22 protein-coding genes and 4 pseudogenes are annotated in these 25182 nt (G+C 53.5%); 6 read left to right on the forward strand and 20 right to left on the reverse strand.

The features are described from left to right. Positions 1 to 92: 92 nt before the first annotated feature. The 8 genes from EoCCA6_RS16635 to EoCCA6_RS16670 form a co-directional block, all read right to left on the reverse strand. Positions 93 to 1199: a PTS fructose transporter subunit IIC gene (locus EoCCA6_RS16635; RefSeq protein ID WP_152083579.1), complete on the reverse strand. Its 1107-nt coding sequence runs from the start codon at positions 1197 to 1199 to the stop codon at positions 93 to 95. Between the two features lie 43 nt (positions 1200 to 1242). After that, the gene (locus EoCCA6_RS16640) at positions 1243 to 1554 is read right to left on the reverse strand and encodes a PTS fructose transporter subunit IIB (protein WP_001028229.1); all 312 of its coding nucleotides are present in this window, start codon (positions 1552 to 1554) and stop codon (positions 1243 to 1245) included. A gap of 55 nt (positions 1555 to 1609) precedes the next feature. Continuing rightward, positions 1610 to 2074, reverse strand: a complete 465-nt coding sequence (locus EoCCA6_RS16645) for a PTS sugar transporter subunit IIA (RefSeq protein ID WP_152083580.1) — start codon at positions 2072 to 2074, stop codon at positions 1610 to 1612. Between the two features lie 75 nt (positions 2075 to 2149). After that, positions 2150 to 4141, reverse strand: a complete 1992-nt coding sequence (gene tkt / locus EoCCA6_RS16650) for a transketolase (RefSeq protein ID WP_152083581.1) — start codon at positions 4139 to 4141, stop codon at positions 2150 to 2152. A gap of 133 nt (positions 4142 to 4274) precedes the next feature. Then, the gene (gene alsE, locus EoCCA6_RS16655; RefSeq protein WP_152083582.1) at positions 4275 to 4952 is read right to left on the reverse strand and encodes a D-allulose 6-phosphate 3-epimerase; all 678 of its coding nucleotides are present in this window, start codon (positions 4950 to 4952) and stop codon (positions 4275 to 4277) included. A gap of 22 nt (positions 4953 to 4974) precedes the next feature. Next, the gene (locus EoCCA6_RS16660) at positions 4975 to 6237 is read right to left on the reverse strand and encodes a PTS ascorbate transporter subunit IIC (protein ID WP_152083583.1); all 1263 of its coding nucleotides are present in this window, start codon (positions 6235 to 6237) and stop codon (positions 4975 to 4977) included. A 31-nt stretch (positions 6238 to 6268) separates the two neighbouring features. After that, positions 6269 to 6535 (reverse strand): PTS sugar transporter subunit IIB, encoded by a 267-nt coding sequence (locus tag EoCCA6_RS16665; protein WP_087859397.1) that lies wholly within the window; start codon positions 6533 to 6535, stop codon positions 6269 to 6271. A gap of 10 nt (positions 6536 to 6545) precedes the next feature. Continuing rightward, positions 6546 to 6986, reverse strand: coding sequence for a PTS sugar transporter subunit IIA (locus tag EoCCA6_RS16670; protein ID WP_152083584.1), 441 nt, complete (start codon positions 6984 to 6986; stop codon positions 6546 to 6548). Positions 6987 to 7208: 222 nt separating this feature from the next. On the opposite strand from EoCCA6_RS16670, the gene EoCCA6_RS16675 reads away from it, so the two are divergent. Further along, on the forward strand, positions 7209 to 8261 hold the full coding sequence (locus tag EoCCA6_RS16675; RefSeq protein WP_152083585.1) for a LacI family DNA-binding transcriptional regulator: 1053 nt from the start codon (positions 7209 to 7211) through the stop codon (positions 8259 to 8261). A 118-nt stretch (positions 8262 to 8379) separates the two neighbouring features. On the opposite strand, the pseudogene EoCCA6_RS16680 reads toward EoCCA6_RS16675, so the two are convergent. The 4 genes and pseudogenes from EoCCA6_RS16680 to EoCCA6_RS16690 all read right to left on the reverse strand — a co-directional run. Continuing rightward, positions 8380 to 9075 (reverse strand): annotated as a pseudogene (locus tag EoCCA6_RS16680) (alpha/beta hydrolase); the annotation flags it as partial. 24 nt (positions 9076 to 9099) lie between these two features. Next, a pseudogene (locus EoCCA6_RS21780) lies at positions 9100 to 9359 on the reverse strand (alpha/beta hydrolase); the annotation flags it as partial. A 107-nt stretch (positions 9360 to 9466) separates the two neighbouring features. Then, positions 9467 to 10051, reverse strand: a complete 585-nt coding sequence (locus tag EoCCA6_RS16685; RefSeq protein ID WP_152083586.1) for a flavodoxin — start codon at positions 10049 to 10051, stop codon at positions 9467 to 9469. Continuing rightward, positions 10021 to 10635: pseudogene (locus EoCCA6_RS16690) on the reverse strand (carboxymuconolactone decarboxylase family protein); the annotation flags it as partial. The pseudogene EoCCA6_RS16690 and the gene EoCCA6_RS16685, both read right to left, overlap by 31 nt. On the opposite strand from EoCCA6_RS16690, the pseudogene EoCCA6_RS16695 reads away from it, so the two are divergent. Further along, positions 10627 to 10992: pseudogene (locus tag EoCCA6_RS16695) on the forward strand (alpha/beta hydrolase); the annotation flags it as partial. The pseudogenes EoCCA6_RS16690 and EoCCA6_RS16695 sit on opposite strands and share 9 nt — an antisense overlap. A gap of 163 nt (positions 10993 to 11155) precedes the next feature. On the opposite strand, the gene EoCCA6_RS16700 reads toward EoCCA6_RS16695, so the two are convergent. The 8 genes from EoCCA6_RS16700 to EoCCA6_RS16735 all read right to left on the reverse strand — a co-directional run bounded on the left by EoCCA6_RS16700 (position 11156) and on the right by EoCCA6_RS16735 (position 21310). Beyond that, a complete protein-coding gene (locus tag EoCCA6_RS16700) occupies positions 11156 to 11710 on the reverse strand; it encodes a nucleotidyltransferase family protein (RefSeq protein WP_152083587.1) in 555 nt (184 codons plus the stop codon). Further along, positions 11689 to 12648 (reverse strand): XdhC family protein, encoded by a 960-nt coding sequence (locus tag EoCCA6_RS16705; RefSeq protein ID WP_152083588.1) that lies wholly within the window; start codon positions 12646 to 12648, stop codon positions 11689 to 11691. The genes EoCCA6_RS16700 and EoCCA6_RS16705 overlap by 22 nt, the downstream gene beginning before the upstream one ends. A 9-nt stretch (positions 12649 to 12657) precedes the next feature. Further along, positions 12658 to 14856, reverse strand: coding sequence for an aldehyde oxidoreductase molybdenum-binding subunit PaoC (gene paoC, locus EoCCA6_RS16710; RefSeq protein ID WP_152083589.1), 2199 nt, complete (start codon positions 14854 to 14856; stop codon positions 12658 to 12660). Further along, positions 14853 to 15809 carry an aldehyde oxidoreductase FAD-binding subunit PaoB gene (paoB, locus tag EoCCA6_RS16715; protein WP_152083590.1) on the reverse strand — a complete coding sequence of 319 codons (957 nt, stop codon included), beginning with the start codon at positions 15807 to 15809 and terminating at the stop codon, positions 14853 to 14855. Before paoB ends, paoC begins: the two co-directional genes overlap by 4 nt. Continuing rightward, the gene (gene paoA, locus EoCCA6_RS16720) at positions 15806 to 16495 is read right to left on the reverse strand and encodes an aldehyde dehydrogenase iron-sulfur subunit PaoA (protein WP_152083591.1); all 690 of its coding nucleotides are present in this window, start codon (positions 16493 to 16495) and stop codon (positions 15806 to 15808) included. Before paoA ends, paoB begins: the two co-directional genes overlap by 4 nt. Before the next feature lie 179 nt (positions 16496 to 16674). Further along, entirely contained in the window at positions 16675 to 17871 is a 1197-nt protein-coding gene (locus tag EoCCA6_RS16725) for a multidrug effflux MFS transporter (RefSeq protein ID WP_152083592.1), read from the reverse strand. A gap of 432 nt (positions 17872 to 18303) precedes the next feature. After that, a complete protein-coding gene (locus EoCCA6_RS16730; protein WP_152083593.1) occupies positions 18304 to 20088 on the reverse strand; it encodes a sensor domain-containing diguanylate cyclase in 1785 nt (594 codons plus the stop codon). Between the two features lie 112 nt (positions 20089 to 20200). Continuing rightward, positions 20201 to 21310 carry an AI-2E family transporter gene (locus tag EoCCA6_RS16735; RefSeq protein ID WP_152083594.1) on the reverse strand — a complete coding sequence of 370 codons (1110 nt, stop codon included), beginning with the start codon at positions 21308 to 21310 and terminating at the stop codon, positions 20201 to 20203. A 427-nt stretch (positions 21311 to 21737) separates the two neighbouring features. Between EoCCA6_RS16735 and tauA the strand changes: the two genes are divergently transcribed. The 4 genes from tauA to tauD are packed head-to-tail and all read left to right on the forward strand — an operon-like array spanning position 21738 to position 25150. Beyond that, the gene (tauA, locus tag EoCCA6_RS16740) at positions 21738 to 22700 is read left to right on the forward strand and encodes a taurine ABC transporter substrate-binding protein (protein WP_152083595.1); all 963 of its coding nucleotides are present in this window, start codon (positions 21738 to 21740) and stop codon (positions 22698 to 22700) included. Positions 22701 to 22710: 10 nt separating this feature from the next. Next, positions 22711 to 23478 carry a taurine ABC transporter ATP-binding subunit gene (gene tauB, locus EoCCA6_RS16745; RefSeq protein WP_152083596.1) on the forward strand — a complete coding sequence of 256 codons (768 nt, stop codon included), beginning with the start codon at positions 22711 to 22713 and terminating at the stop codon, positions 23476 to 23478. Further along, positions 23475 to 24302, forward strand: a complete 828-nt coding sequence (gene tauC / locus EoCCA6_RS16750) for a taurine ABC transporter permease TauC (RefSeq protein WP_152083597.1) — start codon at positions 23475 to 23477, stop codon at positions 24300 to 24302. The genes tauB and tauC overlap by 4 nt, the downstream gene beginning before the upstream one ends. Then, a complete protein-coding gene (gene tauD, locus EoCCA6_RS16755) occupies positions 24299 to 25150 on the forward strand; it encodes a taurine dioxygenase (RefSeq protein WP_152083598.1) in 852 nt (283 codons plus the stop codon). Before tauC ends, tauD begins: the two co-directional genes overlap by 4 nt. Positions 25151 to 25182: the final 32 nt, after the last annotated feature.

The following is a 25182-nucleotide window of genomic DNA, read 5'->3' on the forward strand; positions in this document are numbered from 1 at the left end:
GCAAATAGTATATGACGCGATAATAATAACATTCTATTATCACAATTCATTGTGAGCACGACATCGTGTTACCGTAAATTGTTATGTATATACTAGCTAATTTTAATATCATCGAGGTTGATATCTTCCTCTTCATGATCATTGTTTATAACAACATCACGAGGAACATCTTTTTTGATGACGGCGTAGACAATTCCCGTGACTAATATATTAACTAACAACGCCATAATACCCGCCATGGGATTTGACATTGTTGGGAGCATCAATACACCACCAAAAGGTACAGTTGCATCAGCACCATATACCATGGTGATAGCGCCACCACAAGCGCCGCCGATTGCCGCTGCAGCAATACCGCGGACGATATCATTCATAACTATAGGTATAGATCCTTCAACAATATTCACTACCCCCATAGGAACCGCCGACTTTAACATTTCGATTTCTTCAGTATTATAGATATTTTTGCGAAGAAGTTTAGCGATAAAAAATGCAAGCCCAAAACCGATAGGTGTTGCCGTGTTAACTAGCTGAAGGGCCGTAACTGGTTCATTTATACCCTGCGCCTGGAGAGTTAAGACGAATGCGAAGCAGGTTTTATTGATCGGCCCGCCGAAGTCAACGATACACAACGCCCCAATAACAGCACCTAATAGTAAATTAGATGAGGTTCCCATACTTCTCAGGAACGATGTGAGAGCATCGGTAAAAATACCAATAGGCGTACCGATGATATAGACCATAATCAGGGCACTGAGAATGGATGCAAAAAATGGCACAATCAATGTAGGCATTAAGCCTCGGGCCCAGCCAGGAACCTTCACATTTTTAATGATAGCAAGTGCAATATATCCGGAAATGTAGCCGCCGATCATGCCACCGATAAAACCCGCACCAATAGCGTTAGCTGCCAGACCTACAACAAAACCTGGGGCAATACCGGGCTTACCTGCGATCGAACCGGAAATCCCGATAGCGATAACGACGGGCAATAGTCCGAGCGCCTTAGCCCCCATGGTAGCGAAGGCCTGCCACAGATCAAATTGACCCGATACTAAAGTGTCCTGGACCGTCCCCCCAAAACCCATACCGATGGCAATAATAAACCCAGCACCACAGACAATCGGAATCAAGAATGAGATGGCAGTCAGCAGATGACCTTTAGGGTTTGCTGCTTTCCATATATCTTTTATATTCATAAATTACGCCCTTTAATTTATATAGGATACGCATAGGTAAGTGTTATGAATTTACTAATTCACCGAGTTTTTCGATAAGCTTATTTGGTGATTTAACCGCCATTTCCGTTGGTACTTTGACGACTTTCTTTCCGGCGAACCTTTCTTCACCGGAAACTTTAACATCGGCGGCTAACAGGACGATGTCGGCTTGTGCAATTTCTTCAGCAGTCAAGGCATTCTCGATACCTATAGTGCCTTGTGTTTCAATTTTGACATTGTGCCCGGCTTTTTTTGCTGCTATTTCAATTTTCTTTTGCGCAATATAGGTGTGTGCAATGCCTACAGTGCAAGCTGTAATTCCAACAATATTCATAACTATTCTCCAGGATTTGATTGTTTTCGATACTATGGTAGATATGATAATTAAATTAAGCGCTGGCACCTTCAGCGTTCAAAAGATCAATGATTTTCTGAGGGGAATCTTCCTTCAGTAATTTTTCCACTATCTCTTCATCGGCAAGTGAACCTGAAACTTGTGATAACAATCGGATGTGGGTGGCATTTTGATCTACCAGGCATACGGCAAATAGAATAATACAGCGAACGTCACTACCATCCATAGTTTCCCAGGAGATTTGATGTTGGGTTCGTCCAACGGCCAATGCCGTACGGGCTACTCCTGAGGATTTACCATGCGGGATTGCAATATGATTTTCGAATCCAGTGGAGCCCTGTTCTTCGCGTAGCCAGACATCTTTCAGAAAAACATCTTTATTAATAACAGCCCCATCACGTACTAATAAGTCAGCTAATTCTTCAATTGCTTCTTCTTTACTCTTAGCCGTCATGTTCAATTTGATGTTATTTACATTAAGTACACTCGAAATGTCCATAGGTCACCTTCGTTAATATCAATTAATGATTGATTATCAGTGGGCATGGATACATGCCCACTGATATAAGGGCGTTTATAAAATGCTTTTTGCTTTCGCGACGACATTGTCAACGGTGAAGCCGAACTCTTCGAACAGCAGCTCTGCCGGAGCAGATTCACCGAAGGTGGTCATACCGACGATTGCGCCGTTCAGGCCCACATATTTGAACCAGTAGTCTGCGATACCCGCTTCCACTGCCACACGTGCGGAAACCGCTTTAGGCAGTACGGATTCACGGTAAGCTGCATCCTGCTTGTCGAACGCATCGGTAGACGGCATGGAAACCACGCGCGCTTTCACGCCTTCGGCAGTCAGTTTTTCCCAGGCGGCTACAGCCAGCTCAACTTCAGAACCGGTCGCGATGAAGATCAGCTCAGGCTGGCCTGCGCAATCTTTCAGCACGTAACCACCGCGGGCGATGTTTGCCAGTTGCTCTGGAGTACGCTCCTGCTGCGCCAGGTTCTGACGGGAGAGGATCAGCGCGGTCGGGCCGTCCTGACGCTCAACGCCATATTTCCACGCCACCGCGGATTCAACCTGGTCACATGGACGCCATGTGCTCATGTTCGGGGTCACGCGCAGGGAAGCCACCTGCTCTACCGGCTGGTGAGTCGGGCCGTCTTCGCCCAGACCGATGGAGTCGTGGGTGTAGGCCATCACCTGACGCTGCTTCATCAGCGCAGCCATACGCACGGCGTTACGCGCGTATTCAACGAACATCAGGAAGGTTGAGGTATACGGCAGGAAACCGCCGTGCAGCGAGATACCGTTGGCGATTGCGGTCATACCGAATTCACGTACACCGTAATGGATGTAGTTACCGGCAGTGTCTTCGTTGATCGCTTTAGAACCCGACCACAGGGTCAGGTTAGAAGGTGCCAGGTCAGCGGAGCCGCCGAGGAATTCAGGAAGCAGAGGACCGAACGCTTCGATGGCATTCTGAGACGCTTTACGGCTGGCGATTTTAGACGGGTTCGCCTGCAGCTTCGCGATGAATTCGTTCGCTTTCGCGTCGAAATCAGACGGCATGTCGCCTTTCATACGACGGGTGAATTCAGCCGCTTCCTGAGGGAACGCTTTTGCATAAGCCGCGAACTTCTCGTTCCAGGCCGCTTCTTTCGCCTGGCCGACTTCTTTGGCATCCCACTGGGCGTAGATCTCAGATGGGATTTCGAAAGCAGGGTGTTTCCAGCCAAGCTGCTCACGGGTCAGTGCGATTTCCGCGTCGCCCAGCGGTGCGCCGTGGGAGTCGTGCGTACCCGCTTTGTTCGGAGAACCGAAGCCAATGATGGTCTTGCACATCAGCAGGGACGGCTTATCTGTGACTGCGCGCGCTTCTTCTACCGCACGTTTAATCGAGTCAGCATCGTGGCCATCAACGCCACGCACAACGTGCCAGCCGTAGGCTTCGAAACGTGCTGCGGTGTCGTCAGTGAACCAGCCTTCAACGTGGCCGTCGATGGAGATACCGTTGTCGTCATAGAACGCCACCAGTTTACCCAGCTTCAGGGTACCTGCCAGGGAGCACACTTCGTGAGAAATGCCTTCCATCATGCAGCCATCGCCCATGAACGCATAGGTGAAGTGGTCAACGATGTCGTGACCAGGACGGTTGAACTGTGCCGCCAGGGTCTTCTCAGCAATCGCCATACCCACTGCGTTAGCAATACCCTGACCCAGCGGGCCGGTGGTGGTTTCAACGCCCGCGGTGTAACCCACTTCCGGGTGACCTGGAGTTTTGGAGTGCAGCTGACGGAAGTTTTTCAGCTCTTCGATTGGCAGATCGTAACCAGTGAGGTGCAGCAGGCTGTAGATCAGCATAGAGCCGTGGCCGTTAGACAGTACGAAACGGTCGCGGTCAGCCCATGACGGGTTCTGCGGGTTGTGGTTCAGAAAATCACGCCACAGGACTTCGGCGATATCAGCCATACCCATAGGGGCACCAGGGTGACCGGAATTCGATTTTTGTACACCATCAATAGAAAGTATGCGCAAAGCATTCGCTAGCGTGCGACGAGTCGTCATGAGGGAGCTCCAGATATAAAAGGGTTACAGCGCCCTCAACCGTATAAATCAAGCGCGAGGGCAAAGAGCCAGACCGGTTAAATAGACTCTTCGCCTTGCGCAAGGGCTGAATACGGCTGAGCGCGCTGCAATTTTAGGCAGCGACTTCGCGCTGGTAGATATCGACCATTTTATCCCATGCATCGCTGACATTATCCGCCAGGGAGAACAGGCCCGAGGTTCCCACAATAAAGACGTCAACGCCCGACCGGGAGATAACATTGAAGGTTTTCTCGTTGCAGGAGCCGTCAATCTCGGTCAGATAGTGGTAACCATGCGCTTCGCGCATCGCAATCAGTTGTTTGATTTTGTTAAGTGATTCCGGGATAAACTTCTGGCCTGCGTAGCCTGGGTCAACCGACATGACGGTCACTTTATCCAGCAGGTGCGCATACTCTTTAATAGCATCAGCCGGAGTAGCAGGGTTCAACACCACGCCGCAGCGACGACCCGCATCTTTAATCTGGTTCAACAGACGGAAGATTTTGTTATTCGCCGTCTCCGGATGGAAGCTGATAATATCGGCCCCTGCATCAATGCACATTGGAATAATATCTTCCGGGTGATTCACCATCAGATGCACATCAATCGGCACATCGGTAATTTTCTTCAGGTTCTCGATAAAGAACGGTGATAGCGTAATGTTCTTCACATAGCTACCATCCATAATATCGACGTGATAAAAATCAGCCCGATCGTTCATTGCCGTAATTTGCTCTCTGAACTGTGTTAAATCCATGCACATTAACGAGGGCGAAAATTTAGCTGCCATACCTCACCTCCAAAAGAATTAATTAGTTAAACAGTGACACGACATGCCCAAGAATGATGCCAACAACGCCGAAGTCCGCATCGCCAAAGGTGGTGGATGCAAAGCCCAGGTCGCCCATAAGTGGCAGCAAAATTGCAGGCAAGAATGAAATCAACAGACCGTGAGCGAATGCCCCCACCACCGCGCCGCGACGACCACCGCAGATGTTGCCGTAAACGCCTGCCGTCGCGCCGCAGAAGAAGTGCGGCACCAGACCAGGAACGATGACGCTTAAACCAAACAGTGGGCACAGGAACATGCTCACCAGACCAGCGGCAAAGCTCGACAGGAAACCGACGATCACTGCGTTAGGGGCGAACGGGAAGACGGTGGGGCAGTCGAGCGCTGGTTTGGCGTCTTTTACCAGCTTGTCGGCGATGCCTTTAAAGGCCGGAACAATTTCGGCAATAATCATGCGCACGCCCGCAAGGATGATCCACACGCCTGCTGCGAAGGTGAGCGACTGAATAATGGCGAAGATGATAAAGTTCTGACCACCACTGATGCTGGTCTCGACAAACTCCTTGCCTGCTACCAGCACCAGAATCACAAACAGGATCATCATCGTCAACGAGATGGCGACCGAGGAGTCACGCAGGAAGTTCAGCGATTTCGGCACCTTCAGCTCTTCAATCGATGGGCTGCCTTTACCGACCGCTTTCCCCACTAGCGCTGATAGTAGATAACCGGTTGAACCAAAGTGGCCCAGCGCCAGGTCATCAGTACCTGTTATTTTACGCGTGAAGGGCTGCAGAATGGCCGGGGAGACCACCATCATGATGCCGAGAATTACCGCCCCCACCAGTACTACCCAGAATGGCGACAGACCGCCGACAGAGAGGATGACAGCCAGCATCGCCGACATATACAGCGTGTGGTGGCCTGTCAGGAAGATATATTTCAGCGGCGTAATACGGGCAAGGACAATGTTAAACAACATCCCCAGCACCATGATCATTGCCGTCGCGGTACCGTAGTTTTTCTGCGCCAGTGCCGCCATGGCGTCAGTATTGGGTACAACACCCTGAATATGGAATGAGTGCTCAAACAGCTGGCTAAACGTCGTTAACGTCGTGGCAATAATCGCCGCCCCGGATGTTAATATCACAAAACCCATAATGGTTTTGAGGGTTCCGGAAATAACATCGGAAACTGCTTTTTTCTGCAATAATAAGCCGATCAGGGAAAACAAACCGACCAGTATTGCTGGTGTGCCCAACACATCATGAATAATAAACTGCAGCATAGAATGACTCCGTAAGGCCGCAAATAATTAATCAGAGATTCTCGGAAAGAATTTCTTTGATTTTATTGTTATCCAGCAGGTTAGATAAACCAAAAACCTGTGCAGAATGGCTGGACAGATGCTCAGCAATATCCCTGGCACTAAGAATAATATCGGCTGTTTCGCTTTTGGCTGAAGTCAGATCGGTATGGGAAACCTCTGCTTCTTTATTTAGCTCTTTAATAATTTTTTTCACATTCATTTCAACGATAAAGCTACTACCTAAACCGTTACCGCAAACAATCAGAACCTTTTTCATCTCTACCTCATTATACGTTGATAACGGCTTGAATTGTTTTCATTGATGATGCTTTCAGCAGTGCTGAGAGTCGTTCATCATCGCTAAAAATGTCCGCCAGTGCTGTAATCATATTGATATGCTCATCTCCCGAAAGCGCACACAGCATAATCACGACGTAAATAGGGTCATTATCTTCCGAGTCAAAAGAAACGCCTTTTTTAATATGTAAAAGCGATAACCCGTTTTTAATTGCTCCTTGCTCCGGGCGAGCATGAGGCATCGCCAGACCAGGTGCTAAAACATAATAAGGGCCAAGTTTTTGGTGGCTGTTAAAAATGGCCTGAATATAATCTTCAGTAATTGCCTCTTTCGCCAATAAGGGCTGGGCTGATAACGTAATAGCCTGTTTCCAGTCGCTGACTGAATCCACAATCTGGATATTTTCCGTTGGTAACCAGGTCGTAATCATAAATACCCCGATAGCGTTGAAAGTGAGCCTACTATAGTGGAATGTCTTCGCGGCTTACCGTGATCTGTATCTCAAAGTTAGCGCTAACACAGTGGTGATGTTAAAATTCTTGTTACCGCTAACTTTGTTGCCCATACTTATCATTACTTTGCAGTTGGGCAATGCGCAAAATGCCAAACATCATTTACAATGGCTGCCCAGTCAGGCGAAAGGAGGACATCAGTGCAGACGTTAGAAGCGGACGATAGCGCGAGAGAAAAACGCAGGAAAAACACCGGTAAAATTACGCTCGCTGAAGTGGCAAAACTGGTCGGCGTTAGCACGATGACCGTATCACGCGCGTTACGCATGCCTGAAAAAGTGAATCCTGAACTGCGCACACGCATTGAAGCAGCGGTAAGCGAGCTGGGCTATGTGCCAAATCTGCAGGCCCGCAGCCTTGCCTCTGCTGACTCCAGTCTGGTGATGGGTGTGGTTCCTACTTTTTCCTCTCCGGGCTTTCTTGCTGTCTCCGAAACACTGCAGACCGTGCTCGCGACCCAGGGCTACAGCATGATGTTTATCGAGTCCGGCCAGGGTGGACAGAGTGAAGAAAAAGCGTTTGCGCAGATGCTCGCTTACAACCCGGCTGCTATTGTTCAATTCAATATTGATAACATCAGTAGTTGTTCGCAAATGATAAGTAACACTGGCGTGCCGGTGGTTGAGATTGGTGCCATCAATCGTGATGCAAGCTGGGTCAGCATTGGTGTTGACTATGCTGCTGCCATCAAAAAGTTGGTCACATCGCTTGTACAGGCGGGATATAAAAATATCGGCCTGCTTTGCACTGCCTCCAATAACATCATGTTTCGCCAGGTACTGAGCGGTTGGAACAGTGCCATGATCTCCATTAACCACTCACCACATCGCGTCGTGACCTCTCATCTCCCTGCAGGCATTACAACCGGTTTAAATCTGCTGGGTGATATTCGTATCACCTGGCCTGAGTTGGATGCGCTGATTTGCACATCTGATGAAATTGCCTGCGGCTGCATTATGGCCTGCCATGGTGTGGGGCAAAAAGTGCCCGACTCTCTGGCACTGGCAAGCCTGAGTGGGGGGACTCTTGCCGCCGTTTGCTCACCGGCTCTGACTGCCGTCGAATTCCCCTGGAGTGAAACGGGAACCCTCGCAGGACAAACATTGCTTGAGCTACTGGCGGGTAATTCGACGGATAAATCCATTGAATTGCCATCAACGTTACAAGTTCGCGCCAGCACCAGAAAACAGTAGTGCGGGTAAGATATTTATTGATTTGTTATCCCGCCAAATACGGCAGGATAACTATTGGTCACTGGGCGTCGGCATGAGAGTGCGCCGGGCTGATTCACTCTGTTGATAACATCTCAGCCTACTGCAGATTTTTCTCCTTCAGGAATTTACTCACCAAATCAGCAATCTGCACATTATTTAAATCAGAGAACGGGAAGTGGGTATTCCCTTTGATTCCCACTTCTGGCAGATGCGTCACCGTCATATCCCCGCCATGCTTGTTCACCACATCACGCCACTCGCGAGCCATCGCCAGACGTACGCGCCAGCTGTCCAGCGCAGGCATGGCTACCGGTTTATCCGGAATGTTATCGCCGTAAATAATCAGAATCGGGATTTTGGTCAGTGCCATAAATTGTTCCATTGACACAGGCTCACCCTTCAGCGTGTCAAATGCGCCTGGCATAGGAGCAGGGAGTTCTTTTTCCGGGAAGACAAAGCTGCTTCCTGGCTCGAAGGCGACAATGGCTTTGACCTTGTCATTATTCATCGCCGTGTACCAGCCTGGTCCACCACCCTGAGAGTGGGTGACGAGGATAGCCGGGCCGGATTTATCCATGACGGCTGACATCGCATCAGAGATGACATTGATATCAAACGGCCCGGTATTTGGGGTCATTTGACGGAAAAACTGGTTCAACGCTTCTTTGTCGTGAGAAAACTGAACGCCCTTAAAATACTCTGGCCATACGCCAACGCGGAACTGGTTGAACCACATTTGTTCATCCGGTTCAGGCGTAACAGTACCTTCTACCGTCGTGCGCCCGGCGCTGCTGATCGACAAGATAAGTTGAGAACCCGCGCCGTGCAGCATCACGATAGGGTATTTATCGGATTCTCCGGGATTTGGTAGAACACAGAGGCATGATCGCCATGATAAGTTTGGCCAGCAGAATCCAGCGGCTTTTTCGCGTCAAATGTTCCTGGTGCGGTGATGATGGTGTCACCAGCAGAAAAACTTCCCTGTTCCTGAATGATCAGCGGCTCGGCGTATATCGACTGAACCACCAGACCACCCGCCATCACGCAGATAACCAGCGTTTTTAAGATTGTCTTCAAGATTACATTCTCTGTTATGTTTGCCGTTCAATCATATCTGAGTTGTTAGTGTTAATTATTTAACACCCCTGATTGCCCTTATTTGGCAGACTCATGAATGCGGACGATTAACTGCGCATTGTCTCTAACCAACTGGTGACCGTTTCAGTGGTTCTTCGCTCCTGGTCGCATTCAATGACGAGCGGTTTTTCCCGACGCGCAGTTGGGGCGAGACGGGTAAGGATGTCGTCGCTGTCTCCTTTACCGTAGCCACCGTGAGTCATGAAGGGGATCAGTAATTTGCCCGCAAGGTTGTGGCTGCTGAGAAATGCTCGCACTACAGGCGGCACGCTGGTCCCCCAGATCGGAAAGCCTAAATACACGGTCTCGTAGCGTGAGATATCTGCAACGCTATTTTTTAATGCCGGTTTTACGCCTCGCTCACGCTCATTTTTCGCCTGTTCAACGGTCTGAAAATAGTCTTCCGGATAAGGCGTAGCCGGTTCGATTTCAAACAGATCGGTATTCAGGCTGCGGTGAATGACGCCCGCAATGACTCGTGTATTTCCGCTGCGGGAAAAGTACGCCACCAGAACACGGCTTTTACCCTGCACGTTTACGGTTCCGGTCGCAGCTGATGTCAAAGAAACGTTCGCCAGCGTGAGCCCGGCAAGTGCGGTAATTAACATTCTGCGATTGGGAGCATGCTCCATAATCCACTCCTATTGTTTGCGAGCGCCTGCTGCAGCGCCTTTTCAGCTCGCGTTGCTGCATCACTTTCGCCATGTTCACGCAGAACCTGTGCCAGTTGGCGTAGCTGCGCTGCCGTCAGGCCGACCCGCATGCTGGCTCGCGTATGTGATAGCAGTTGTGGTTCAACACCCGGCGTGGCAGCTAATGCACCAACCGTTGCCAGCTCGCGGCTTTGCCAGTCAAGGTTATCGCGGGCGAAAATGTCGCCGAACAGATGCGTTTGCAGGAATAGGTTAATGACCGGGGCAAAATCAAACAGCAGGCCCAGGACGGGAGTGCCTGAGATTTTTGTCTGGTTTGCGATACCGACACGGCGAAGCTCATCCCCGACAGGGATCGGGGCAACGGGTTCTTTACCCTCAACGTCTTTGATACCACGTTGTTTACGTGCTTCGACGACCTTCATCAGTTCGCTAAGTGCATTCAGGCTACGGGGGAAGCCCGTATAGGCATAAAGCTGGACGAGAATCTCTTTGGTTTCGTTTATCGTGAGTCCTGCGTCAAGACCCTGATTCAGGGCCGCATTCAGCTTATTCATCTGACTGATGAACAGATTGCTAAATTACCTTTTGCCTTGTATCGCCAGGGCTACGAGTACTACTGGAAAACCCACGCCCACCCGAACTCCACGTTTAAATACACCACCAGCAGTCTTCTGGATTTGATGAGCTTTGACGTAACGAACCATATCAATCTCATCAATAAACCGCTGCTGATGATTGCCGGTACAAAAGCGGATACGCTCTATATGACTGAAGATGCGTTTGCGAAAGCCACCGGTACGAAGGACAAAGAACTCTTCCTGATCGATGGCGCTACTCATATCGAGACGTATTGGGTGCCTGAATACGTTGATAAGGCTTTGCAAAAGTTAGACGTCTTCTTCGATAAGAATATTTAAACTTCCGCAGCCATGTTGGCCAGCGCTGAACGCTGGCCAACATGTTGAGAATAACGGATGGTGAGGAGAAGATAACCCGGTCTGAATGGATAGGCTTTATGAATGAAATTCATAGGCCCGCTCAGGATCTTCCAATCCGACTAAAGGAGGGATGGGTCGGACATTAATCTCGCGACAGGTCTATTAACCTTTGTGCTGCCTGTAGATCTGCCAGGGTATCGATATCGTGAGTAATACCGTAATCCGACAGGAAAATATCTTTAGCCTCTTCCCCTTGTCGCGCGCGTCTCACGATTTCTTTTGCTCCCGTATCACCAGAAAGGGCGAGTAATTCAGCACGGTGTTCCTGCCGGAATCCTACCGGATGGCCCGAATAATTCTGGTAGTGAGGCACGACTATTGAAGATTCTTCGAGCTCTGCGGCGACGCGTTGCAATGATGAGGGCTGAATTAAGGGAAGGTCGGCTGGCAGAATTAGCCATCCTGGGGCCTGAAGTGTGGCGTGAACGCCAAGAGAAATAGACTTGCCCATGCCGCAAGTTCCGCCTTCAGGGCAAACCAGATACCATCTTAGATTCGCGGTTTCGACAGCCTGTATCACATGCTCCAGAACCGACTTGCCGTTGAGCAGCGCGGCGAGTTTATGTGTACAGCCTCCGGAGCTGAGAAAGCGCTCCCCACGCCCGGCAGCGAGGATCAGGACGACGGGGGCAGGCATGACGCCTCCTCCTGATGGAGACGTACAGAGGCGACCTCAGCCAGTACGGAGAGTGCCAGAGTATGGGCATCACGGGCTTTGGGGAATATCCCGATAGGCGCGCTGATCCGCTCTGTTTCCTCCTTGCACCACCCCAGCTCGTGGAGCTTTTGCAGACGTAAAGTGTGGGTTCGATAGCTACCCAGCGCGCCGAGATAAAAGGGTTTCGCCTCGCGCGCAGCCTGCAGCACTGGCAGCTCTCGGGTGAGATCATGGCACAGCAAAATGACCGCCGTGTCGGCATCTATCTGCGCGCTGGCTGAGGCCGGAAAAAGGTCGAAGATATGGCTGTCATAGCCTGTTGCCGCCGCAAGGCTGGCGGTCGCCTGTGCTTCAAGAGAGCGCCCGTAAATTATCAGCCTTACGCAAGGTCTGAACCCCACCTCAAAGCCATTGAGATGCCAACCTGTTCGGGTTTGCGCGGGCAGGCACTCAAGCGATTGTGCCTGGGGATCGTAGCGCAGGCCCGCCGGTTTTCTTTGTTCCAGGCGGTTCAGCACGGCAAGAAGGGGCCGTGGTGATCGCAGCTTATGGAGCGCCAGCGTGATCCCGCCACCACAGGGCAGAACAATGTCGAACCACGGTGAACCCTCGCCATAGCGAATTTCGCGATCGCGACCGGATTCCATCACCTCGAGGGCTTCAAAAGCGGTGGCGGCCTCCACGCAACCCCCGGAGACGAAACCGCAGTAGCGGCCATCTTCCCGCACCACCATTTGCGCCCCGAGCTGTCGCGCCGCGCCGCCGCGTATCTCAACCAGCGTCACCAGCACCGCCGCTTTACCGGACATCAGCGCCTCCACCGCGAAACGCAGAATGGCCCGGCGGTCATCGGTAAGAAACGCCTGCTCCGGCTTATGCCAGCGCTTGTCATCGGTGTCAAAAATCGAACAGGACATTGTCCCTCCTTAAACCACATCCGGCAGCTTATCGAGCAGCTTATCCAGGGTGATGGGGTAATCCCGTACCCGGACACCGGTGGCGTTGTAAACCGCATTGGCGATAGCCGCGCCCACGCCGCACAGGCCCAGCTCACCGACACCTTTGGCCTTCATCGGGGAGGAGATGGGGTCGGTATCATCCAGGAAAATCACCTCCTGTTGTGGAATATCCGCATGGACCGGCACCTCATACCCCGCCATATCATGATTAACGAAGTAACCCAAACGGGTATCCACGGCCAGCTCCTCCATCAGTGCTGCGCCTATTCCCATAGTCATTGCGCCAATGACCTGACTGCGGGCGGTTTTCGGATTCAGGATGCGTCCTGCAGCACACACGGCGAGCATACGCCGGACCCGAACTTCTCCCGTCGCGCTATGCACGCCGACCTCTACAAAATGCCCGGCAAAGGTCGACTGCTGGTACTCCTTGCTGAGTGTGTCGAACTCAATGCTCTCTTCCGCCGTCAACCTGCCGCCAGAGGTGGCCTCACGTAGCGTAGCGCTGCGGGTACCGCTGGTAATCTTGCCGTCGGCAAATTGCGACTGCTCAGGATCAAACCCGACTGCCGAGGCAATCATCTCGCGAAGTTTCACACAGGCGGCGTAAACGCCGGAGGTGGAGGTATTCGCGCCCCATTGTCCGCCAGAACCCGCAGAAACCGGGAAACGGGAATCGCCGAGGTGAACCGCAACCTGCTCCAGCGGTATGCCAAGCATTTCCGCCGCTGTCTGGGCGAGAATGGTGTAGCTGCCGGTACCAATGTCGGTCATGTCTGTTTCCACGGTAACGGTACCGTTTTGCTCAAGGTGAACTCGCGCGCCGGATTTTTCGAGCAGATTATTACGAAAGCCCGCCGCGACGCCGACGCCGACCAACCACTCACCATCGCGCACCTGTCCGGGTGTGGCATTGCGCTGCTTCCAGCCAAATTTATCCGCTCCGGTACGTAAGCACTCGATGAGCTGACGGCGCGAGAAGCGGCGTGTCGGATTAGCGGGATCAACCTGAGTGTCATTCAGGATGCGAAACTCGACGGGATCAATGCCTGCTTTTTCCGCCAGCTCATCTATCGCGATTTCAAGCGCCATCAGACCGGGGGCTTCGCCGGGCGCACGCATGGCGTTCCCTTCCGGCAAATCAAGCGTGGCGAGCCGCAGGCCGGTATGACGATTTGCCCCGGCGTAAAGGAATTCGCTTTGCTGCACCGCCGTTTCCGGCGTGCCGCCGGGGAGGTTTCCGGACCAGCTTTCATGTGAGATAGCGGTGATTTTCCCGCTCTGGTCGGCACCGATACGCAGGTGCTGAAGGGTGGCGGGGCGGTGCGTGGTGTTATTGGGAATAGTGGGGCGGGGGAGCATCACTTTCACCGGGCGTTTTACCGCACGGGCGGCGAGGGCCGCCAGCAGTGCATCGCTTCTCAGGAACAGCTTGCCGCCAAACCCTCCGCCGATGTACGGGGAGATAATACGCACATTCTCCACGGGCACTTTTAGCGTTTTCGCCAGATCGGTGCGGCACCAGTCAATCATCTGGTTTGAGGTCCACACCGTGACCTTATTGCCCTCCCAGATGGCCATCGAGGCGTGCGGCTCCATCGCCATATGACTCTGATCGGGGGTGGTGTAGGTGGCATCAATTTTCACCTCTGCAGAGGAAAACGCGCCGTCGAAATCACCGACGTTTTTGTCGGGCGTATCTTCCGGCGGCTGACTGACAGACGGTTTCTCATCCGCAAGTGAGTAAGACCCTCTCTCGCGGCGATAGTGTGTCTGTACCAGCGAGGCCGCCGCCCGCGCCTGTTCGAAGGTCTCTGCCACCACCAGCGCGATGGTCTGATGGTAGTGCTCAATCGTGGGGCCGCCTAACAGGCTGGCGGTGTTTTTGTCGCCTTTTCCAAGTGCCCCGGCGTTATTCGCGGTGATCACTGCCAGCACGCCCGGTGCTTTCTGCGCGGCTTCCGTATCAAGGGCGGTGAGCCGTCCTTTGGCAATGGCAGAGCCGACGATATAGCCATAGGCTGCGTTGGGCGCTTCCTCATGCCATTCGTAGGCGTAGCGTGCCGTACCGGTCGTTTTCAACGCACCATCGATGCGGTCATGGGGACGCCCGATGACCTTCAACTGATCGATCGGGTTTTCCCCTGCAGGTTTATCAAATTTCATGCCTGAGCCCTCGCTTCTGTCAGTACGGAGGCAAGCGTTCGCTTCGCCAGCAGGAGTTTGAAGGTGTTTTCAGCGGTGGGATGGGCGCTGGCGAACAGCGTGTTATACACGGCCTGCGTTCCCTGGGACAGCTGAGCGTCCGCAGCCTCAACGCGCCAGGGCTTATGCGCTACTCCGCCCAGCGCTATGCGCCCGCTGCCGTCTGGCTGGATGATCGCCGCGACCGAAACCAGAGCAAAGGCATAAGAGGCGCGATCGCGCACCTTGTGGTAGATATGTTTCCCGCCGAGCGGCGGAGGTAACGTCACCGCAACGATAAGCTCACCGGGCAGAAGGGCGGTTTCAATGTGTGGCGTTTTCTCCGGCGGCCGATAAAAATCAGCAAGCGTAATACTGCGCGACTTTCCCTCCGGCGTGATGGTTTCCACCATCGCATCCAGCAACCGCATCGCAACCGCCATATCACTTGGATGAGTGGCAATGCAGGCTTCGCTTGTACCTACTACCGCATGCTGCCGGCTAAAGCCTTCAAGCGCCGCGCAGCCGCTGCCGGGCAGGCGTTTATTGCACGGCTGATTGGTATCGTAAAAGTAGGGGCAGCGCGTACGCTGAAGCAGATTACCGGCAGTAGTAGCCTGATTACGTAACTGGCCAGACGCGCCAGCGAGCAGGGCGCGGGAGAGTACACCATAATCGCGGCGCACGCGTTCGTGGGCAGCCAGATCGGTGTTTCGCACCAGCGCGCCAATGCGCAGGCCACCCGCGTCGGTCGCTTCAATCTTGTCCAGTCCGAGCCCGTTCACGTCAATAAGGTGTGTAGGGGTTTCAATTTCTAACTTCATCAGATCCAGCAGGTTGGTGCCACCGGCGATAAATTTTGCGCCTGGAACCTGCTGAGCGCTGAGCGCCGCCTCGGCCGGAGTATTCACTCGTTCATAGGTAAACGCCTTCATGATTTTATCTCCCCCGCAGCGTCTTCGATGGCGGCAAGGATGTTGGCATATGCGCCACAGCGACAGATGTTGCCGCTCATGCGTTCACGGATCTCATCGGCGGTTCTTTTAGGAGGTGAAACCAAATCGACCGTGACGTGACTGGGAATCCCCTCCTCAATCTCTTTCAATACCGCAAGTGAGGAGCAGATTTGCCCGGAGGTACAGTAGCCGCACTGGAAGCCATCATGTTTGATAAAGGCTGCCTGCATGGGGTGAAGATTATCAGGCGAACCCAGACCTTCAATGGTGGTGATCTCCGCCCCCTGATGCATGACGGCAAGCGTAAGACAGGCGTTAAGCCTGCGACCGTTAACCAGCACGGTGCAGGCACCACATTGCCCGTGATCGCAGCCTTTTTTGGTACCGGTCAGATGCAGATTCTCCCGCAGCGCGTCCAGCAGCGTGGTTCGGGTATCCACCTCAAGTTGTTCGCTTTTACCGTTCACCTTGAGTGTCAGGGGCATGATTTCAGGGGCGGGGGTGGCAGCAGGGGGGCCTGCCGCAAATGTAGAATGCGGATAAACGACGGCTGTCGCCGCTGTTGCGGCGCTCACTTTAATCAGATCGCGACGCGTCAGGCTCAAATCGTGCGGTTCGTGATTGCCAGCCCGATTATCCTCGGGGTATTCGCCTTGGTTGCTCATGCCAGGCCTCCGGTATTCGAAAGGGGAAAATAAGAGTTCATTGCGAGAGTGCTGTTGCTTTTTTAAACGTTAAGCATAGTTGGCGAGAGCAGGAGGATTATTCTTAAAACGCGAATGCAGCTATGAGCCCGGCTAATAAATTCATATTCGCCGGGATGTTAGTGATGATGGGAGCTAGTTTATGCTTTAGTTGTGAGCGCAATTACTGCGCTGACGAGCGTGAATAGCGCGATTATCCAGCTCATTGTCCATGGTGTACCGTCACTGAACAGAGCGAGAAGAAGTGAAGAGATGATGCCACTGCCGTATTGTAACGCGCCCATTAGCGCCGACGCAGAGCCTGCAACATTAGGAACTGCGTCAAGTGCGCAAGCTGTGGACGTAGCCGCGATGATGCCATTCATAGAGAAGAAAACGAACACAGCGCCGACAATCACGGTAATCCCACCTACACCCAGGCCGGTGGTGACTGCCAGCACTATCGCTGCAATAGCGGCGATGAATACGGCATTCCTGAGCAACGCTTCCAGTGGATAGCGGTGAACCAGGCGTCTGTTGACCATACTCACAGCCATTAATCCCACAATATTTACTGCAAACAGCCAACCATAGTGCTGCGGATCAACGCCGAAGTAGGTGATGTACACAAACGGAGAGCCCGTGATAAAGGCGTAGGCTGCGACATAATAAAACGTCAGGCATAGCGTAAAACGCATGTATCTGGCGTTGGTTAGCAAGGCACAGTAGTTGTGAAAGGCTCTGGTTACGGAGGATTGTGAGCGTTTTTCCGCAGGTAATGTCTCCGGTAACCCGAATAAAGACATCAGCATTAAAGTTCCGATAATCGCCAGCAGCCAGAAAATGGCATGCCACGAGGTGACTTTAATCATCTGCCCACCAATCAGGGGCCCGGCAATCGGCGCGATGGCCATGATGATCATCAGTGTCGAAAGCATTTGTGCTGCACGAGTGCGGCTAAAGAGGTCGCGGATCATTGCCCTTGCCAGCATCGGGCCGGTACAGGCACCTAAGGCCTGAAAAACACGCCAGAAGACAATGTGTACGATATCAGTTGATAACGCGCAGCCCACCGAGCCGATGATGAACAGACCTAAACCGATAAACAGCGGCAGACGACGCCCATAACGATCGCTAATCGGTCCCCAAATCAGTTGTGCAATGCAAAAGCCGATAAGAAAACCTGTGATTGTCAGCTCTGCATCACCCTGCAAATCGTTGGCCATCACGGGCATGGCGGGCAGATAGATATCGGTTGATAAAGAGGTTACAGCCATCAGGGCGCTGAGAATGAGTAGAAACGATAAGCCGGTTTTTTTAGCTGTAACCGTCTGCGTATGTGCCTGTTGATTAAGCATGGTGATCCGTTGGACATGGATTGATAGGGGTATGTTAACGGGTTTGTGCTCTCTGATAATTACAGGCGGGAGGATAGGGACTATGAATGGTATTCATTAATATAAGTCAATTCAAAAGGGGCTCGTAAAGTGAATTAAGCCATCTTCACAGAGCATGCAATGCTTATCACACAACTCTTATGTCCTGATGAAAAAGAGATTTCAGCGCTAAGTTCAAACGCATACCTTTTAACTCTACGTTATTCAACATGCATTGTAACTGCGAGATTTCACCATTAATCCGTGGCCGTACTCAGTGGCCAGGATTGAGTATCTTTTCAGGTGTGCGAGATGCTCTTTATTGTGAGTAATGACACTGGCAACCTGCGTTGAGTCCAGCCAGAGTTACTTACCTCTGACACCACCTTGTCAACCGCGCGAGCAAAATAACCGTTAACCCGCTTCCAGCATTCCAAAACTCACAATCCTTGAACGGCCCAGCTCTTTCGCCCGGTAGAGCGCAACGTCTGCCGCCCGTAACAGGTTGTCGCTCTGTGCGTGTTGCGGATAGCTGGCGATACCAATCGACACATCCACCGGGCCAATTTCAGAAATGCCATAGCGCAGTGAAAGTTCATGCACGCCGTTGTAAATCTCCGTTGCGCAGGCATGCGCCGCCACTTCATCCGCACCGGTCAGCAGTGCCAGAAACTCTTCTCCGCCATAGCGAAAGGCAAGGCCATTATCATGTACGGCGCGTTGAATAATCGCCGCCACACTTTTGATTACCCGATCGCCCGCCTCGTGACCAAAGCGATCGTTAATGCTCTTGAAGTGATCGATGTCGATCATCAGACAGCTCACCGGCTCGTCGTTGCGCATCGCCTGGGCCATTTGCGTGCGCAGCGTGTCTTCCAGATGATGACGATTACGTAAGCCGGTCAGTGGGTCGAACAACGCTTTTTCCAGCAGCGCATCGCGTAGCCGCTGGTTGGCCAGCGCCAGGCCGAGTGCTTCAGCCAGCAGTTCCAGATAGGCGCGGGATGGCGCGGTTTCCGGTGTGATGTTCAGGAACGAGAGCAGGCCGATTGCTTCGCCCTGAGCGATCAAAGGGACGCACAATGACCGATGCGTTTGCGATTCAGGCAGATGATAACAACCGATGTCTGGTTTGCCATTCACTGGCGGATGGCTTTGTCCACGGCGAATGGCCCAGCATTCATCCGGGTGGAAGACCGTTTTTTCACCCTCAGGCGACAGCCATTCGGCCGCACAGCGCATCTCCCACGCATCGCGATCGAGAATATATAAGCGCCCGGAAACACCCGGCGCAATATTGGGGGCAAACAGTTCCGCGACGTTAATCACGTCGGCGACGTTTTCGCATCCCTGCAGACGCTGAGTCATGCGCGCCAGCAGTTCGCGGATAGCCCAGTCGGCATCGCGCTCTTTTTCCAGCCGTTGCCGCGCCAGTCCGTTCTCCCGAAAGATGCGTATGGCCTGCGCCATGTCGCCAATCTCATCAATCTGGTTGAAATTCGGCGGTTCGACGGCGTAATCCTGCGAGGCCAGCCGATGCACAACATCACTCAGCCGGACAACCGGATGCAACACACGGCGTTTGAGAATAAAGCCCATCAGAAACAAGAACAGCAGCGCCGTCAGGCAGACCATCACTTCAGATGCGGATCGCAGTGCTTTCGATGTTTTGGTCGCAGCATGTACGTCGGCTATGATGCGCTTGTCGAGGAGCTGGCGAAAATGGTCGATCTGTTTCTGCGCGCGCTCCAGTTCCTGTTCATAGCCTGGGCCATAAAGCAGGGCAACGGCCTGTTGTTCTTCACCTCTCGCCATGCCAGCGAGCGCCGCCTGCTGCTCGTCCTGCAGTTCATCAATGATCTTTAATCCGTCGTGGAGCAGTGCCAGTTCCTCGCCGGATGCGCCATTGTCTTTAAGCTGCTCCAGCCGGTGTTCAATGTTCTTCAGCGTACCCTCTTTTTGTCGATATTCTGCCAGCACATCGGGCGCTTTGTTGATAACGAACAGGCGCGCTAAATCTGAGAGCATCCAGGCATCAGTCTCAATATCTTCTGTGAGCTGATCAAACTGCTGCCGCTGTTTAACGGCCTGACGCTCCACATTGTCGGCATTGGACGCCATCAGCATAACGATGCCGGAGGCGATAGTCAGGCACACCGTGGCACCGTAGGCCCAGTTTGTTATTGTGGCGATTCGCACCAGTGGGTTCCTTTTACGACAGCGTGGAATGGCGTTCTTTCAGATTATAGAAAACGTTTGATTTATGGCGAAAAAAAAGGCGGCACGGGGCCGCCTGGTGTGAGAATTATCGCTATAACTCCGGCGGGTTTTTCCCCTCTTCGATAAAGTCTGCGTCCAGCTCTTCGGCGTTACCTTCGTGATCGCGACCGGAGAACAAGTTCCAGCAGGCAATAAACAGCGCCGCAATCAACGGACCTATTACAAAGCCATTAATGCCGTATAGCTCCATGCCGCCAAGGGTGGTGATCAGGATCAGGTAGTCCGGCATTTTGGTGTCTTTGCCCACCAGCAGCGGACGCAGAATGTTGTCCACCAGCCCGACGATAATCACGAAGAAGCCCACAATAAACAGACCCTGCCACAGCTGGTGAGTGGCGAACAGGAAGATCGCGGCCGGGACCCAGACAATGGCCGAACCCACGGCAGGCACCAGAGAAAGGAACGCCATCAGCGCGCCCCACAGCACGCTGCCGTCAATGCCCACAATCGCAAAGGCGATGCCGCCGAGTGTCCCCTGAACCACTGCCACTACAGCCGTGCCTTTAACCGTTGCGCGTGACACACCGACAAATTTGGCGAACAGGTGCTGTTTCATGAAATCCGTCAGCGGGAGCGAATCCAGGATCTGGCGCACCAGATAAGGCCCGTCTTTGAGCAGGAAGAACAGCAGATAGAGCATGATGCCGAAGCTAATAGCAAAGCCAAACGTCCCTTTGCCGATCAGGAACGCGCTGCCCGCCAGATATTGTCCACCCTGCAGCGCCACGTCAGACAGTTTCTTCTGGATTTGCGCGGCGTTGGTGAGGTTATGATCGGCCAGGAATCCGCTCGCCCAGTCCGGCAGTCGGTTAAAAATGCTCGCCACAACCTCCGGGAACTGCGTGTTGTTCTGCTGCAGCTTGGTATACACCACGTTCAGTTCAATCGCGAGTGACGAAAGGATGACCATCAACGGGATAAATACGATCAGGCAGATAATGCCGATCGTCAGGATCGACGCCAGCCCGTTGCGATCTCCCAGTGCCGCACGCAGTTTATTTTTTACCGGGTTGAAGATAACGGTCAGGATGGCAGCCCACAGGATCGCAGAGAAGTAGGGTGACAGCACATCAAAGAAAGCCCAGGTAACAAGGGCGAGAATGAAAATGAAGAAACCTTTAGTCAGTCCGTTAAATCGCATTAGTGAGTCCTGGTAACGTAGAAACAGTGTCGACTATAGAACTGTTTACGAAAATTACCAACGGCAGGGGGCAGGATTGCCCATCCGTGACGATTACCACTTTCGACTGACCGAAAGTGTCTGCCGTTCGCGCCATGCTGTAAGTATCTGCTTGTGGAGGTGTATATGGCCTGGCGTCCGATTCTCTATGTGATCCACACATCCCATCCCAGACTCAGCGCCCGCCGCGCCCGGTTGCGCCTGGTTATCGAGTCTCCTTGAAAAGCCGTCGTTTGTGGTATCCGGCTATCCCTCACATGTCATTTTTAACTATCTTTTCCCGTTTTTTATCTAAAAACGATTCGGAATTAACGATTCTTTTTTATTCCTTTATCAAAATCCCTGCGCCGGAAATACTGCCCTCATAACAACAAGGGGAGCAGACACTATGGCCGTTTCATCGCGTTTTACACTACTCGGCGCACTGGCGCTGTGGGCATTTCAGGCACAGGCGGTGGATGTCACCGTCGCGTATCAAACCTCTGCGGAGCCAGCGAAAGTGGCGCAGGCGGATAATACCTTTGCTAAAGAGAGCGGTGCGAACGTCGACTGGCGTAAATTCGACAGCGGGGCCGCCATTGTGCGGGCGTTAGCATCTGGCGACGTGCAGATAGGCAACCTCGGCTCCAGCCCGCTGGCCGTAGCCGCCAGCCAGCAGGTGCCGATTGAAGTCTTCCTGCTGGCTTCTCAGCTTGGTAATTCCGAAGCGCTGGTGGTGAAGAAAAACATCACTAAACCGGAGGATTTGATCGGCAAGCGCATCGCCGTACCGTTCATCTCCACCACCCATTACAGCCTGCTGGCGGCGCTCAAACACTGGGGCATTAAGCCTGGACAGGTGCAGATTATTAACCTGCAGCCTCCGGCGATTATCGCTGCCTGGCAGCGCGGCGACATTGACGGGGCCTACGTCTGGGCACCTGCCGTGAACGAACTGGAAAAAGATGGCACTGTGCTGACCGACTCCGAAAAAGTGGGACAGTGGGGTGCGCCGACCCTTGATGTGTGGGTGGTGCGCAAAGACTTCGCCGGGAAGCATCCTGAGATAGTGAAAGCCTTCGCTAAAAGCGCCATCGACGCCCAGCAGCCGTATATCAGCAACCCGGATGAGTGGCTGAAACAGCCCGCGAATCTGGAAAAATTATCCCGCCTGAGCGGTGTCCCACAAGCGGATGTGCCGGGGCTGGTGAAAGGCAATACCTACCTGACGCCAGCGCAGCAGGTCCAGCAACTGAGCGGGCCGGTAAACAAAGCGATTGTCGATACCGCCACGTTCCTGAAAGAGCAGGGCAAAGTACCGGCGGTGGCGGCAGATTACAGCCAGTACGTGACCGATCGCTTTGTGAAATAAGGAGCCTGCGATGCTGAATATTACAAATCTGTCCGCAGATTACGGCGGCAAACCGGCGCTGGAGGATATCAACCTGACGCTGGACAGCGGCGAGCTGCTGGTCGTGCTGGGGCCTTCCGGCTGCGGAAAAACCACGCTGCTCAATCTGATCGCCGGGTTTGTACCTTATCAGCACGGTACCATCCAACTGGAAGGTAAAAAAGTGGCAGGCCCCGGCGCAGAGCGCGGCGTGGTCTTTCAGAACGAAGGGCTGCTGCCGTGGCGTAATGTGCAGGAAAATGTGGCGTTTGGCCTGCAACTGGCCGGTGTGAGCCGTGAACAGCGTCTGGCTACCGCACGGGAAATGCTCAAAAAGGTAGGGCTGGAGGGTGCTGAAAAACGCTTTATCTGGCAACTGTCCGGCGGCCAGCGCCAGCGCGTCGGCATTGCCCGCGCGCTGGCGGCAAACCCGCAACTGTTGCTGCTGGATGAACCGTTCGGTGCACTTGATGCCTTTACCCGCGAGCAGATGCAAACCCTGCTTCTGCGTCTGTGGCATGAAACCGGCAAGCAGGTGCTCTTGATCACCCACGATATCGAAGAAGCGGTGTTTATGGCGACCGAACTGGTGCTGTTATCACCAGGGCCAGGCCGCGTGCTGGAGCGCTTGCCGCTTGAGTTTGCCCGCCGATATGTCGCGGGTGAGCAGGTGCGCAGCATCAAATCCGATCCGCTGTTTATTGAACAGCGTGAATACGTGTTAAGCCGCGTGTTTGAGCAACGGGAGGCCTTCTCATGAGCATCGTTTTCAGCGAAAAAACGCGCCGCACGCGTTTCGCCTTACGCTGGCCGTTCTCACGGCAGATCACCCTGAGCCTCGGTACGCTGCTGGTGTTACTCGCGGTGTGGTGGGTGGTTGCCGCCCAGCAGTGGATTAGCCCGCTGTTCCTGCCGCCGCCGGGACAGGTACTGGCAAAACTGATCGCCATTGCCGGGCCGCAGGGCTTTATGGATGCCACCCTCTGGCAGCATTTAGGCGCAAGCCTGGCGCGCATTCTGGTGGCGCTGCTGGCGGCGGTGGCTATCGGCATTCCGGTCGGGATCGCCATGGGCTTAAGCCCGACGGTGCGCGGCATCCTCGATCCGCTGATTGAGCTTTACCGCCCGGTGCCGCCACTGGCGTATCTGCCGTTGATGGTTATCTGGTTTGGCATTGGCGAAACGTCCAAAATCTTGCTGATTTATCTGGCGATTTTCGCGCCAGTGGCTATGTCTGCCCTGGCTGGCGTGAAGAGTGCTCAGCAGGTGCGGATACGGGCGGCGCAGTCGCTCGGGGCCAGCCGCACGCAGGTGCTGCTGTTCGTGATTTTACCGGGCGCGCTGCCTGAAATTTTAACCGGACTGCGCATCGGTCTTGGCGTGGGCTGGTCAACGCTGGTGGCGGCGGAGCTTATCGCGGCTACGCGCGGATTAGGGTTTATGGTGCAGTCGGCCGGGGAGTTTCTGGCGACTGACGTAGTGCTGGCAGGGATCGCGGTAATTGCCGTGATCGCCTTTGGATTAGAACTGGGGTTGCGTGCGTTACAGCGCCGTCTGACGCCCTGGCATGGAGAGATACAATGAGTGAACGTCTGACCATTACCCCGCTGGGGCCGTATATTGGCGCGCAGGTGTCCGGCCTGGATGTCACCCGTCCGCTGAGTGATAACCAGTTTGAGCAGTTGTACCATGCGGTACTGCGTCATCAGGTGGTGTTCCTGCGTGAGCAGGCGATCACCCCACAGCAGCAGCGTGCGCTGGCATTGCGTTTTGGTGATTTGCATATCCATCCTGTCTATCCCCATGCGGAAGGGGTGGAGGAGATTATCGTGCTGGATACCCACAACGATAACCCGCCTGACAACGACAACTGGCACACCGATGTGACCTTTATTGAGACGCCACCCGCCGGGGCGATCCTGGCGGCGAAGCTGCTGCCGGAGACCGGCGGCGATACGCTGTGGGCCAGCGGGATTGCGGCATATGAAGCGTTGTCAGCACCGCTCAGGACCCTGCTGAGTGGGTTGCAGGCAGAGCACGATTTTAAAAAATCGTTCCAGGAGTATAAGTACCGTAAAACCGACGAAGAGCACCAGCGCTGGCAGGAGGCGGTCGCGAAGCATCCGCCGCTGCTGCACCCGGTGGTGCGTACCCATCCGGTGACGGGCAAGCAGGCACTGTTCGTGAACGAAGGGTTCACCACACGCATTGTGGACGTGACGGAAAAAGAGAGCGATGCGCTGTTACGTTTCCTGTTCGCGCATATCACCAAACCGGAGTTTCAGGTGCGCTGGCGCTGGCAGGAGAACGATCTGGCGATCTGGGATAACCGCGTGACGCAACACTATGCGAATGCGGACTATCTGCCGCAGCGACGTATTATGCAGCGGGCGACGATTTTAGGGGATAAACCGTTTTATCGTGCGCCTTGATTGCCGCGTGGCGGCGTTGCCTTACCCGGCCT

Source organism: Enterobacter oligotrophicus, from assembly GCF_009176645.1.
Lineage (GTDB): Bacteria > Pseudomonadota > Gammaproteobacteria > Enterobacterales > Enterobacteriaceae > Enterobacter > Enterobacter oligotrophicus.

Bases quoted from the DNA above. Each gene is read 5' to 3' on its own strand.
- EoCCA6_RS16635 (WP_152083579.1), bottom strand. From the start codon at position 1,199: ATGAATATAAAAGATATATGGAAAGCAGCAAACCCTAAAGGTCATCTG.
- EoCCA6_RS16640 (WP_001028229.1), bottom strand. From the start codon at position 1,554: ATGAATATTGTTGGAATTACAGCTTGCACTGTAGGCATTGCACACACC.
- EoCCA6_RS16645 (WP_152083580.1), bottom strand. From the start codon at position 2,074: ATGGACATTTCGAGTGTACTTAATGTAAATAACATCAAATTGAACATG.
- tkt (WP_152083581.1), bottom strand. From the start codon at position 4,141: ATGACGACTCGTCGCACGCTAGCGAATGCTTTGCGCATACTTTCTATT.
- alsE (WP_152083582.1), bottom strand. From the start codon at position 4,952: ATGGCAGCTAAATTTTCGCCCTCGTTAATGTGCATGGATTTAACACAG.
- EoCCA6_RS16660 (WP_152083583.1), bottom strand. From the start codon at position 6,237: ATGCTGCAGTTTATTATTCATGATGTGTTGGGCACACCAGCAATACTG.
- EoCCA6_RS16665 (WP_087859397.1), bottom strand. From the start codon at position 6,535: ATGAAAAAGGTTCTGATTGTTTGCGGTAACGGTTTAGGTAGTAGCTTT.
- EoCCA6_RS16670 (WP_152083584.1), bottom strand. From the start codon at position 6,986: ATGATTACGACCTGGTTACCAACGGAAAATATCCAGATTGTGGATTCA.
- EoCCA6_RS16685 (WP_152083586.1), bottom strand. From the start codon at position 10,051: ATGGAGCATGCTCCCAATCGCAGAATGTTAATTACCGCACTTGCCGGG.
- EoCCA6_RS16700 (WP_152083587.1), bottom strand. From the start codon at position 11,710: ATGCCTGCCCCCGTCGTCCTGATCCTCGCTGCCGGGCGTGGGGAGCGC.
- EoCCA6_RS16705 (WP_152083588.1), bottom strand. From the start codon at position 12,648: ATGTCCTGTTCGATTTTTGACACCGATGACAAGCGCTGGCATAAGCCG.
- paoC (WP_152083589.1), bottom strand. From the start codon at position 14,856: ATGAAATTTGATAAACCTGCAGGGGAAAACCCGATCGATCAGTTGAAG.
- paoB (WP_152083590.1), bottom strand. From the start codon at position 15,809: ATGAAGGCGTTTACCTATGAACGAGTGAATACTCCGGCCGAGGCGGCG.
- paoA (WP_152083591.1), bottom strand. From the start codon at position 16,495: ATGAGCAACCAAGGCGAATACCCCGAGGATAATCGGGCTGGCAATCAC.
- EoCCA6_RS16725 (WP_152083592.1), bottom strand. From the start codon at position 17,871: ATGCTTAATCAACAGGCACATACGCAGACGGTTACAGCTAAAAAAACC.
- EoCCA6_RS16735 (WP_152083594.1), bottom strand. From the start codon at position 21,310: ATGCGATTTAACGGACTGACTAAAGGTTTCTTCATTTTCATTCTCGCC.
- tauA (WP_152083595.1), top strand. From the start codon at position 21,738: ATGGCCGTTTCATCGCGTTTTACACTACTCGGCGCACTGGCGCTGTGG.
- tauB (WP_152083596.1), top strand. From the start codon at position 22,711: ATGCTGAATATTACAAATCTGTCCGCAGATTACGGCGGCAAACCGGCG.
- tauC (WP_152083597.1), top strand. From the start codon at position 23,475: ATGAGCATCGTTTTCAGCGAAAAAACGCGCCGCACGCGTTTCGCCTTA.
- tauD (WP_152083598.1), top strand. From the start codon at position 24,299: ATGAGTGAACGTCTGACCATTACCCCGCTGGGGCCGTATATTGGCGCG.